This is a genomic window from Provencibacterium massiliense, assembly GCF_900169495.1.
Taxonomy (GTDB): Bacteria; Bacillota; Clostridia; order Oscillospirales; family Ruminococcaceae; genus Harryflintia; species Harryflintia acetispora.
Map to the genome: position 1 here is coordinate 563,886 of NZ_FWCH01000012.1, position 12,013 is coordinate 575,898.

Here is a 12,013-nt window from a genome sequence, read left to right on the forward strand (position 1 = left end):
AGGTAGGGGAGAGGCGAATGTGCAAAATTTTTAACCGCAACCCCTTGCATAACCCGGAGGGGTGTGGTATGATAATGACAGAACTGGTATAGCACTATACCAGTTGTTCCCCGGGCAAAGGATTTTGCCCGCCTGAGTTTGGCAGTTCGGCCCGAGGGCCGAGAAATAAGCAACAAATGACTAGGAGGAAAAGGTATGTTCAAATTCGACGAAGCGAAGTTTCTTGCGAACGAGAAGAAAGCCATTGAGTTCATTCCGAAGGTCGAGAAGATCGTAGACGAGGTCTGCGAGAAGGGTTACTCCAACATCTTCTTTGTCGGCATCGGCGGCACCATTACATATGAGTGGCAGGTTGAGTCCATCATCAAGTCCATGTCCACCCTGGACCTGTACGTTGAGAATGCGGCTGAGTTCCTGACCGTCGGCAACAAGAAGTTCACCAAGGATTCCATCGTTGTGATCCAGTCCGCTTCCGGCGACACCAAAGAGGTTGTGCAGGCTGTTGATTACGCTCACGAAGTCGGCGCCAAGGTCATCGGCTTTGTTGAGAAAGAGGGTTCTCCGCTTGCGAAGAGCGTTGATTACCTGATCCTCGAAGAGGCGGGCGGCACCTGGTACTTCTGGTACACCCTGGCCGGCCGTTTCATGAAGAACCATGGCGACTTCGCTGACTATGACAAGTTCATGGCCGAGCTCAAGACCATGCCTGAGCTGCTGGTTGATGTCAAGAAGAAGGCTGACGCTCCGGCCGACGCTTATGCCAAGAAGCATCGTGACGACGCGATCCAGTACCTCGTCGGTTCCGGTAACCTCTGGGGCGAGGCTTACTGCTACGCCATGTGCATCATGGAAGAGATGCAGTGGATGAGAACCAAGTCCATTTCCGGCGCTGACTTCTTCCACGGCACCCTCGAAGTCATCGGCAGAGACGACAGTGTCATCCTCTTCAAGGGCGAGGATGCTGCCCGCAAGCTGATGGACCGTGTTGAGAACTTCGTCAACACCATCTGCGCGAACGTCACCGTGTTCGACACCGCCGACTACGAGCTCAAGGGCATCAGCAAGGAGTTCAGAGGCATGATGAGCCCGATCGTGATGGCCAACGTGACCGAGAGAATCTCCAAGTACCTCGAGGAGTACGGCAAACATCCTCTGGCGATCCGCAGATACTACAGAAGACTGGACTACTAAGATCCGGTTGCTGAAGTAGAAATTAAATAGTACACCACGGTGTATCGCGGCTGGGCAGAATGGCGTGTCGCATACGCCGTGGTGTTTTATTTTGTGGTATCAAAGAGGAAGGGGTGGTCAAATTGGGGATGCTGCGCAGGGTCCAGAACCTGCCCCTCATAGAAAATTTCCGCAAGCTCGAGGGAAACACCCGCATCAGTGTTATCTTCGAGTTCTTTTTCAGCGTTGCCAACACCCTGTATACATTTTATCTCAGCCTCTATATGAAAGGCTGCGGCGTAACCGACCGGGAAATCGGGCTGGTCGTGGCGGTCAGCTACTTCTTCGGCATCCTTTTCGCCCTCTCCGCCGGGGAGATCGTCAACCGCCTCGGGCGCAAGAAGACGACCACCATCTTCGAGCTCCTGGCCTGGCCCGGCTCCTGCCTGATTTTTCTGTTCGCCAACAACTTTTGGATGTTTGCGCTGGGGAAGATCGTCAACTCCCTGAGCCAAATTTCCAATATGTCCTGGAACTTCATGGTGGTCGAGGACGCGGACGACGACCAGCGGGTCGCCGCCCTCAACATCCTCACCATGCTGCACACCGCCATCGGCGTGATCACCCCAATTGGCGGTCTGCTGGTGACCCGGATCGGGATCATCTCGGCGCAGAAGGTTTTTTTGATTTTTGCGATCGTCGTCTTCGCCACCGAAATGATCATCCGCAACCGGTTTTATACCGAAACCAAGGTGGGGCAGGAAATTTTGGCGGCGGGCCATCCGCCGCTGCGCCTTGGGAACATCAATCCGCTGGGCGGCTTCAAGATCTTTTGGGGCAAGAAGATGATCCTTTCGGCAATCCTGCTCAACGTGATCTATAATGCGATGTATCCTTTGAGCACCCATTTCAGCCTTTATCTCAACGTCTATCTCACCGACGTGATCGGGATCGACCCCGCCGCCGTCTCCCTGGTCGGGGGCTGTAACTCGATCGGGTTGCTGCTGACCTGCCTGCTCGTCATCCCGGTCATCAACCACTTTATCCGCACCCGCGTGGGGATGGGCGGGGCTCTGGTCGCCGGCTTCTTCATCCAGATCCCCTATATGTTTTTGATGATCTTCCTGCCGCACGGCTCGCTGACGTTGGCCTGTGTGGCGGCGCTGGTCTATTCCTCGGGCTATGCGATGTGCAAGACCTTCCTTGATTCGCTGGTCGCGAGCGTGACCGAGGAGGAGGCCAAGAACCGCGGGAAGATTTACGCGGTGATGAACGTGATGATCTCGGCCGGGAGCACCCTGATGAGCAGCCTTTCGGGCGTGATCTACGCGCTGCGCCCGAGTTCGATCTTTTCTCTGTCGGCAGTCATGCTCACCGTCAACCTGCTTATCCTCACCGGCTTTATTATCCGGCAGCGCGCGCTGCAAAAACGGGAAGCAAAGCGGGAAGAGGAAGCCTGCGCCGCGCTTTAGAGGGAAAATAGAGCGCCGATCCGCGGGGGCTTTCCTCATGGACAGACAGAGTGAGCCGGGGGACAGCCGGTACGGGTTTTTCCCAAAGCTACAAGCGAGGCGGGCGGATTCGAGTTACAAAAAGAGAGCCATCCAGGCAAAGCCTGGATGGCTCTCTTTATATGTCTTCATGGCCACCCTTCAGTCCGCCATGATTTCTTTTGGGGTGAGGACTTTCCGGTCCTCGAGGATCTCGGAAACGATGGTGTAGTTCAGCATATCCTTGTAGTTGACATTGTGATAGACGCTGTTGCCGCCCCAGTAACCGCAGCCGAGGGACACGGTCTGCCCGAGTCCGTTGTTCTGCCTGCCGCTGCCGTTGGTGGCGGGCTGGTTCACCATGACGCGCCCGGCGGGAATCCGGGAAGCGGCAAAGGCGACGTGCTCCGGATTGTTGCTCCAGATGCAGGACGAATGGCCGGCGCCCTCCATCAGCATATTGGTCCTTGCCCGCTCGACCGCCTCTTCAAACGAATCATAGGGGAAGATGCGGGTAATGGGCGCCAGAATCTCCTTGGCCAGGACTTCCTCTTTGCCACATTTGCCGACTTTCAGGAGCAGCAGGGTCGTATCCTCTGGGATGTCGATTCCGGCCATCTTGGCAATTCTATAAGACGGCTGGCCGACGATCTCCCGGTTGATCGCCCCGTCGACGAACAAGGTCTCGCGCAGCTTCTGAATCTGCGCTTCGTCATCGATGTAGTGGCATTTCATGGAGGCGTAGGCCTTAATCAGCGCATCGAGTTTTGAAACGGGGCAGTGGACCGTCTGCTCGCCGGTACAGGGCATGCCATAGTCGACCATGCGGCTGGGCACGATTGCCGAGACCAGCTTCTCTAGGTCGTCATAATCCTCGTCCAGGATGCACTGCACGTTGCCCTGGCCGACCCCGAGGGCGGGCTTTCCGCTGGAATAGGCGGCCTTGACCATGCCCGGGCCCCCGGTCGCCAGAATGAGGTCGACCGCCGCCATCAGGTCCGCCGCATCCTGCATGGTGCTTTCGGGAACGACCTGGACCAGGTCCTCCGGATGCCCGTTCTCCCGAAGCGCCGTGCGCATCAGCTCGACCGTATCTCCGGTCGCTATTCTGGCGCCGGGATGCGGGCAGACGATCATCGCATTCCTGGTTTTCAGAACGTTCAGGCCGTTGCCGATGGGGGTGGCGGCCGGGTTGGTGACCGGCGTGATGCAGGCGAGCACCCCGACCGGCTTTGCGTATTTCCAGAGCTTCTTCTTTTCGTCGTGCTCCACCAGGCCGACCGATTTTCTCCCTTTCAGATACATGTAAACCGAGGCCGTCGTGTTCTCCATCTTGCCCAGCTTGAATTCATAGGTCCCCTTGCCGGTGTCGTCCACGCAAAGCTGCGCAATGCGCTCCCGCTCGGCCCAGCATCTCTTTGCGACAACGCGGACCATGTCGTCGGCCTGTTCCTGGGTGTAATCGGCAACCTGTGCCTGTGCGGTCCTGGCCTTCTGCATCAGGCCTTCAATTTTTTCGTTCGCCATCTTCATTTGCCCCTTTCTTATTACAACTTAAGTTAATCAATCGTTTTGCGCTTTACAGGAGGATGGGCTCTTCCGCGCCGGTGAGCACGCGGTAGGCCCCCAGCGCCAGTGCTTCCTGCTCCTTTTCCCCGGGGTAGAGGACAAACGGCGCGAAACCGCCCACATAGGATTCGATGGCGCCGATCAGCTTTTTGCTGTTGGACATGCCGCCGGTGAAAATGATTGCATCCACCTTTCCGCGCAGCGCGGCGTAGCAGGAGCCGATCTCCTTGGCAATCTGATAGGCGAGGGCGTTAAACACCAGCTTGGCCTTTTGGTCGCCCTCAGCGATGCGCCGTTCCACTTCGCGCAGGTCGTCGGTGCCCAGATGCCCTTTCAGCCCGGCCTTTCCGCGCAGCAGCCCATGGACTTCCTGACGGGTAAGCCCTTTGTCGAAGCAGAGTTCGAGCATGATGCTCGTCGCCACCGTTCCCGCGCGGTCGGTTGAGAACGGCCCCCAGCCTTCGCTGCCTTCGTTGCTGTCGATCGCCACGCCGTATTCATGCGCGCCTATGCTGATCCCTCCGCCCAGGTGGCAGATGATCAGCCGCAGCTCGGAATAGGCCCTCCCCACGTCCTGCGCATATTTCCTGGCAATGGCCTTCTGGTTCAGGTAGTGGATGCTGGGCTTGCGCGCATAGCCGGGGAGGCCGGACACATGCGCGACTTCGGAGAATTCGTCCACCATGTCGGGGTCCACCAGATAGACGGGCACGTTGCGCGCGCCGCGCAGCTCGTCGATCAGGGGCAGAACGAAGCGGTTGCCGTGGATGGGCTTCTCATCCGGGTGGTAGTAGGACAAGACAAGCTCCCGGCATCTGCCCTCCACCAGATAGGTGCCGCCCCGGGGTGCGGGGAACGGGGGCGCGCGCAGGACAAAGGTGTCGAAATCGTCCACCTGGTAGTGGTTTTCCCGCAGGAAACCGAGCACGATCTCCTTGCGGTAGGCAACCTGGTCTTTGGACAGGGGGTGGGCGGCCATGTCCTCGGCGCAGTGGGATATGGATTTGGTTACGATATGCCGCGCATCCTCGTAAATCGAAAATTTTGAAGACGTCCCGCCCAGGTTCAGGACAAGAATTTTAAATGCCATCTCGGCGCTCCTTCCTGTGTTTCATCCGCGCCCCAGAACCACGGCGGCGGCCAGGATGATTGACATAAATTTTTCCTCGGGCTCAGAGCCCCGGCTGGACATCACAATGGGACATTTCGCACCGACAATGAAGCCCGCAGTGGCCGCGCCGCCGGTGACGTGCAGCGCCTTGGTGAGGATGTTGCCGGCGTGGATGTCCGGGGCGATGAGGGCGTCGCAGTCGCCGGCACACGGACTATCAAAGCCTTTCAGCCCGGCGATCTCGCGGCTCATGGCGCAGTCGTAGGATACCGGACCTTCCACAATACAGTTTTGGATTTCGCCGGCCCGGTTCATCTGCTTGAGGGCGTCGGCCTCGACGGTCTCCGGCATCTTGGGGTTGACCTTTTCGATGCAGGCCAGCACGCCGACCTTGGGGGATTCATAGCCCAGGTCGCGCAGCGCCCCCACTGTATTTTCGATGATCCCCTTTTTCTGTTCCAGCGTCGGATAGGGGACCATACCGCCGTCCACCACGGCCACCAGCTTGTGGTAGTTGGGCAGCTGCGCCAGCAGAAAAATGCTCATCAAGTTCCCGGTGCCAAGGCCGGTTTCCTTGTTGACGACGGCTTTCAGCAGCACGCCGGTGTCCATTTTGCCCTTCATCAGAAAGTCCGCTTTTCCTTCCCGCACCAGCTCCACGGCTTTTGCCGCCGCCTCGGGAGCCCCGGCCGCATCCACGATGTCCTCTGCGGGAAAGTCTGCGCTTTGCTCTTTGCAGATGCGCAGGATCTCGGCCCTGTCGCCCACCAGGATGGGGGAGACGACCCCTTCCCTGCAGGCGAGGAGGACCGCTTCGAGCGTGTGAGCGTCGCCCGCATTGGCGACGGCCACGCGAAACTGCCTGCGGGAACTTTTCACACGGGCAATCAACTGGTCAAACGTTTGAATTTCCATAAGTACCCTCTTCCTTTATATTGCGCTGTAAAGGGGCTCAGCCCTCTGCGGAAGCGGCCAGCTTTGCGGCCTTTTCCCGCTTCCAGGTCTGCGTGGCTTCAAAAATCGCCTTGCCCCAGCCTTTCCAGTAGATCACGAAAAGGACCATTGCGATGATCGGCAGGAACAGCGCGACAAAGTAGACCTTCGCATAACCGACCGCTGCGATAACGATTCCCCACAGGGTGGGCCCAATGCCGTATCCGACGTCGATGCCGAACAGGTACATGGCCGAGGCGAAGCCCTTGCGGTCCTGCGGGACCGAAGCGACGATCAGCGTGTTGCAGACCGGCGGGAAGGTGCCCCACACGCAGCCATAGAACGGCGCGATGATGAGCAGCGGCACGACAGAGGTGGCTATACTGAAAACAAAATAGGATACGATCGCGACCGCCACCGCGAAGGAGACGACCTTCATGGCGCCGATCTTTTCGATCTTCGGTGCAATGAAGCCCTTGCAGATGAACATGCCGATGGTCTGGAGCAGGAAGTAGGAACCGAGGGCCGTGATGCCCCGCTCCTTACCGGAGAGCAGCAAAAACGAGCCGACGCTCTGCTGTGCCATCGCGACGAGCGCCAAGGAGATGATCAGCAGCCATGCGGGCACGGTCATACCCAAAAACGGCTTCATCGGGGGCAGCACGGGACCGTCTTCAAGGACGGCCTGTTTATTTTTGCGGGCCTCGGCCGCGGCGGCCATCTTCGCTTTCCACTCCGGCTTATTCTCATAGCGGATGAAGAAGTTCAGCACGAGGGAATAGACGGCGGTCAAAAGCGTGACGACGTAGAATGCGCTCCAGGAGCCGGTGGCGAGGTAACGGTTTAAGCCCCAGACGCCCACGGCCGGCCCGATGTAGGAGGCAAAGGTCGCCATGTTCTGGAACCAGCCGATGCCAAGCGCCTTGTTGTCCTCCGGCGCAAGATCGGAGGCGGCGGCATAGTTTGCCGCGGAGGTGACCGAGAAGGATATCCCCGCGAGGACACGGGCGATGAACAGCACCATCAGGTCCTTGGCGATGATCATCAGAAGAATGGAAAGGATGGTGCCGTAAAGGCCCCACTCGTTCGAGCGCCGGCGGCCGAACTTTTCGTTCATAAAGCCGGCGACCGGGCGGCAGAACATGGCGACCAGGCTGTAGGTGGAGGCCAGCATGCCGGCCAGGATCACGTTGCCGTCCATGGTGCTGGCGATCGTGGTCAGGGTGGCGTTGTAATAATAGGTTCCTGTTGTACAGCCGCAGTACATCAGGCAGTGCAGAACAAAAAGCTTGCTAAATGGGAATTTTTTATTGCTCATCTTTATACTCCCTTCAAAAATATGGCAGAACAGATTGTTTCAGCGTGCACCTAAACAAAGAGCTTTGTGCGCGTCCTTCCATCCGGCGATGCCGGGAAAGGGCGGTCAGATTTTGGCATCCTCCTTTCCCAAACCGATCCGGTAGAGATGCGCCAAATCCTCCCGTGTCAGCCTGGAGTATCCGCCGACGAGCCCTTCGGGCGTGAGACGGGTTGTAGAGATAAGCGTGGGGACGTCCGCCTCCCGCACGCCCAGCTCGGCAAAATCGCTGGGAATCCCGATGGAGGTATAGAAATCAACCATGCGCCGGATTCCCTCCCGCAGCATATTTTCGGGGTCCAGCATATCCATCTCAACGCCCCAGACCCGATGGAAATAGGTGGTGAATTTTGGGATATCCCGCCTGCACATGAATTTGGCCCAGGCCATCGTGACGCAGCCGCAGCCGATCCCGTGGACGGAGTGGTACATCCCGCCGATCTCAGACTCGATGCAGTGCACGGCGCGGTCGGTTTCCCGTCCGACCTCAAACTGCCCGTTATGGGCGAGCAGACCGGCCCAAAGCATCTGCGCGCGGGCGTTGTAGTTGCAGGGCTCCCGCATGGCGACGGGGGTGAATTTGATGATGGTGCGAAGGACCGCTTCGTTGAGCTCGTCGGTAAAATAGTTGTCCGGAGTCGGTGAAAAATAGCGCTCGTGCGCGTGCGCCATGATGTCCGCCGCCCCTGCGGCAGTGAGCTTCGGGGGCAGCGTATAGGTCAGCTCGGGATTGATGATGGCGAACAGCGGACGGATCTTCAGATCGCTCATCGTGCGCTTCAAGGTTCCTTTCCCAATGACGGATTCAGGGGAGTTCTCGCTTCCGCTGGCGACGACAGTGGAGATGGCGCCCAGCATGACCGGGTCCGGCAGGGGCTTTTTCTGGTTGATGTAAAAATCCTCCCAGACGTCGCCCCCGTAGTTGGCGGCGACCGACACATATTTTGCAACGTCGATCACGGCGCCCCCGCCGACCGGCAGCAGGAAATCGACCTGTTCCTGCCGCGCAAGCTCGGCCGCCCTGTCCGCGATTTCGATCTGGGCGCGCTCGATTCCCGTGAAGTCGACGTATGAAAGACCGGCCTGTGAAAGCGACGCCAGAACGCGGCCGTGCAGAGCATTTTCAAATTCCAGCCCCGTCCCGTAATGCAGGACCATGACCTTTTTCGCGCCGTATTCCTTGATGTACTGGCCGGCCAGACATTCCTGCCCCTTTCCGAAAATGAATCGTGTGGCATTGTGATACTGAAAATCTAGCATGTTTTATTGGCTCCTTAAACTCGGTGTGATACTGGAAAAATTGTGTGTAGTCAGGCGGTTTCCCGCGAAACGGGAGGACGGTAGCCGTTGGCGGAAAAGAGCAGTGGGAGCTGCTGGACGAGGTTTCTCAGGAGAGAGCTCCTGCCGGTGATGCTGCAGTAGTTCATCGCCCCGAGCGACATGGACAGGACCGTGGAGGCAACCTGGCAGGTGAGCTCCTCCGAGAAGCCGCACTGTTCGATCTCGCGATAAAAATAGGCGTTGAGGGAATCGGTGATTTCACAGGCGAGCTTGTGAAGGCGCGGGCTCACTTCGGCCGTCTCCATGATCAGCATATTGACGGACACGCGGTTGTCGCCCCGGTCGATCTCATCCGCCTTTGCCAGGAAATAGCTGCAGATTTCCTGCACGGGGTCCCGCCCCTGAAAGAAGAAGGATTCGAGCCTGCTGATGGATTCCTGATGGATATTGTGAAGGACCGCCTGGGCAAGCTCCTCCTTTCCGCCGGGGAAAAAGTGATACAGGCTGCTGCGGGAAACGCCGCTCTCCGCCAGAATTTCTCCAATGCCAACAGCGGAGTAGCCGTGGGAGCGGAACTTTTTCTTGGCCACGTTCAGGATATTGACATAGGTCTTTGAGAATTTCATGCGGTTGCTCCTTCCTTTTGCAGCGGTAAAACTTGCGTCAGCCCACACTTTCCGCTACGGCCTTATTGTGCAGGAAGATCGCCTTGCCGACCCGTTTCCAGAAGATAATGACCACGAAAATTGCAATGATCGGGCAGATGGCGGCGACGGCAAACACCCCTGCATAGCCGACCGCTTCGATGACCGTCCCCCAGACGATGGACGAGAAGCCGAAAGCCAGGTCCATCGCGAGCAGGTACATGGCGGAAGCATAAGCGCGGCGGGAGGGAGCAACCGCGTTGACCATCAGCGCCTGGGAGGTGGAGGCCATGGTGCCGAACATCGTGCCATAGGGCAGGCCCAGGAGCACGACGGCAAGGCCGCTTTGGGCCGTGCCGATCCCCACGAGGGCGGCCGCGCTCAGCGCATAGATCGGCACCGCGACCTTGAGCACGCCATATTTATCGGCGAGACGGGAGAAAACGGCGCGCCCAAGGATCAGGCCGATTGCCACCGTCAGGAAGAACTGCGAAGTGTAACTCTCGATGCCGCGCTTCTGCATGGCCAGCAGGGCAAAGGTGTTGGTGCAGGAATGCGCGGCGGTGATGATGAGCACGATCAGAGCCACGGCCCATGCGGTGGTCTCCATGCCGAAGACGACCTTGCCGGTGGAGCCCCAGGGCGTATCCGTATTCTGCGCGTTTGCCGCGGCTTGTGTGGCTTGTGCTTTTGCCGCCTCCATGCGGGCGATATACTTCGGGTCCTTTTCATACCGCACAAACAGGCTGAACACAAACGCCCACACGCAGGAGAGCAGCGCGCCCATATGCAGGCCTACGAAGCTGCCGGGAGTCCAGGTCACGCAGATCAGCGCGAGGGTGGGACCGATATACTCGGAAAGCGAGGCTGCATTCTGGAACCAGCCCAGCCCTTCCGCCTTCCGGTTGGCGGAAACCACGTCGGACGCCGAGGCGTAGTTGGCGATGGAGGTGAAGCAAAAGCCGATTCCCATGACCGCGCGCGTGATAAACAGCGCCAGGATGTTGAAGCAGAAGCAGTATGCTACGCAGCATGCCGCATTGATGAGGATGCCGATCAGGTTGGTTTTCCAGCGGCCGTATTTGTCGCAGAAGGTGCCGACCAGGTTTCTGAAGAAAATCGGCGAAATGGAATATACGCTGGAGGTGAGCCCAGCCAAAACCACGCTGCCGCCCAGCCCGTTGGCAATGCTTGTAATCATGCCGCCGTAATAGTAAAGGCTGAACACATTGCCCAGATACATCAAAATGACGAATAGGTACTCTTTTGTCCAGAGTCTGTCCTTGCTCACGCTTTGTTCCTCCTCAAGATTTTTCTGACTGATGAAGCCGCAGGATGAAAACTGTTATTTTAACTCGCCCTTCACCGTGCGGTAGTAGGCGACCAGCGTATCCAGCCACAGCTGCGGGAAATTGTAGGGGCGCGGGATTGGCGCCGTGTAGTCCGCAAGAATCGGGATTTCTTTCGCGATGTTGTCCATGGCGGGGACGATCAGCTCGGTGAACGGTACGTCTCCCTTGGCGGCTACCGCATCGGCCACGCCGTTCAGCATGATTTCATGCAGCTCCAGATTCTCCTTTAGGAAATGGTCGATCTCCTTCTGGAATTTGACGTTGTTGGCCGTGACGGCATGGGTGCCGCGGTTTTGGAACATATGCCCGGTGAGCATCACCTGGAGATCCATCCCCAAAAGTTTTTTTAAGGTGCGTGCAAAGGCGGGCGGGTTCTGGATGATGGGCAGCGCTCCGACGCACTGGCCATAGCCCTGGACCGCGTCGCCGGTAAACATTGCGCCGGCCTCCTCCCAGTAATAACCGACGCTGTGGTCCGTGTGGCCCGGGATGGGGACGACGCGGATATGGACGTCCCGGGCCAGCGCAAAGACCTCATCGTCCTTCACCGGCCGGTCCACCCTGCAAGGCCCGGTGATGTAACCGAGCTTTTCCCGCATACGGATTTCGGGGATCAAATCCGCCTGCCCCAGGGCGCGAAAACTTGGTGCGAAGAAATGGTCGAAGGCGGCGGGCATGTCCTCCAGGTATGGGACCTCGGCCTCCGGCAGCATCAGCGGGATGCCCATTTCATGCAGCTCGATGGCGCCTCCGGCGTGGTCGCCGTGGGCGTGGGTGACAAACACGCCGCCCAGATCCTGCAGCGCAATGCCGTGAAATTGCAGTTCCGGCGCGTACTGGTTCGTCGCATCTCCCGGATTGCCGGCGTCGAAGAGGTAGGGCTTATCCGCCGTCAGGCAATAAGCACAGGTGTGCATGTTCCCGCCTTCCAGGGAGATGAAGTTGCTGACCAGGGGAATAATCCGGTTTAAAACTCTCATGGTTATTTGCTCCTTTCAGCCTATTTATCTATCTTGATTGCCAGCGGCAATGAGACGATGTGTACCTGAAAAACGCACTTTGCCACATGTCCAAATTGATCACTTTAGAGAAAAATATGACAAAAT

Annotated in this window: 10 protein-coding genes; 2 read left to right on the forward strand and 8 right to left on the reverse strand. The window is 58.1% G+C overall.

Features of this window, described 5'->3' with window-relative positions; genetic code table 11:
* The first annotated feature begins 195 nt into the window (after positions 1-195).
* The gene (locus B5477_RS07845) at positions 196-1,191 is read left to right on the forward strand and encodes an SIS domain-containing protein (RefSeq protein ID WP_079699158.1); all 996 of its coding nucleotides are present in this window, start codon (positions 196-198) and stop codon (positions 1,189-1,191) included.
* A gap of 113 nt (positions 1,192-1,304) precedes the next feature.
* A complete protein-coding gene (locus B5477_RS07850) occupies positions 1,305-2,642 on the forward strand; it encodes an MFS transporter (RefSeq protein WP_159448970.1) in 1,338 nt (445 codons plus the stop codon).
* A gap of 180 nt (positions 2,643-2,822) precedes the next feature.
* On the opposite strand, the gene B5477_RS07855 is transcribed toward B5477_RS07850, so the two are convergent.
* The 8 genes from B5477_RS07855 to B5477_RS07890 all read right to left on the reverse strand — a co-directional run bounded on the left by B5477_RS07855 (position 2,823) and on the right by B5477_RS07890 (position 11,887).
* Positions 2,823-4,187 carry an aldehyde dehydrogenase family protein gene (locus B5477_RS07855; protein WP_159448971.1) on the reverse strand — a complete coding sequence of 455 codons (1,365 nt, stop codon included), beginning with the start codon at positions 4,185-4,187 and terminating at the stop codon, positions 2,823-2,825.
* Between the two features lie 52 nt (positions 4,188-4,239).
* Positions 4,240-5,319: a butyrate kinase gene (buk, locus tag B5477_RS07860; RefSeq protein ID WP_079699161.1), complete on the reverse strand. Its 1,080-nt coding sequence runs from the start codon at positions 5,317-5,319 to the stop codon at positions 4,240-4,242.
* Between the two features lie 21 nt (positions 5,320-5,340).
* The gene (locus B5477_RS07865) at positions 5,341-6,255 is read right to left on the reverse strand and encodes a phosphate acyltransferase (RefSeq protein WP_079699162.1); all 915 of its coding nucleotides are present in this window, start codon (positions 6,253-6,255) and stop codon (positions 5,341-5,343) included.
* 37 nt (positions 6,256-6,292) lie between these two features.
* Positions 6,293-7,591 (reverse strand): MFS transporter, encoded by a 1,299-nt coding sequence (locus B5477_RS07870; RefSeq protein WP_079699163.1) that lies wholly within the window; start codon positions 7,589-7,591, stop codon positions 6,293-6,295.
* Between the two features lie 105 nt (positions 7,592-7,696).
* Complete coding sequence (locus B5477_RS07875) at positions 7,697-8,890, reverse strand: iron-containing alcohol dehydrogenase (RefSeq protein ID WP_079699164.1); 1,194 nt, start codon at positions 8,888-8,890, stop codon at positions 7,697-7,699.
* A gap of 50 nt (positions 8,891-8,940) precedes the next feature.
* Positions 8,941-9,537 carry a TetR/AcrR family transcriptional regulator gene (locus tag B5477_RS07880; RefSeq protein ID WP_079699165.1) on the reverse strand — a complete coding sequence of 199 codons (597 nt, stop codon included), beginning with the start codon at positions 9,535-9,537 and terminating at the stop codon, positions 8,941-8,943.
* A 37-nt stretch (positions 9,538-9,574) separates the two neighbouring features.
* On the reverse strand, positions 9,575-10,846 hold the full coding sequence (locus tag B5477_RS07885; protein WP_079699166.1) for an MFS transporter: 1,272 nt from the start codon (positions 10,844-10,846) through the stop codon (positions 9,575-9,577).
* A gap of 54 nt (positions 10,847-10,900) precedes the next feature.
* Positions 10,901-11,887 carry an MBL fold metallo-hydrolase gene (locus tag B5477_RS07890; protein WP_079699167.1) on the reverse strand — a complete coding sequence of 329 codons (987 nt, stop codon included), beginning with the start codon at positions 11,885-11,887 and terminating at the stop codon, positions 10,901-10,903.
* Positions 11,888-12,013: the final 126 nt, after the last annotated feature.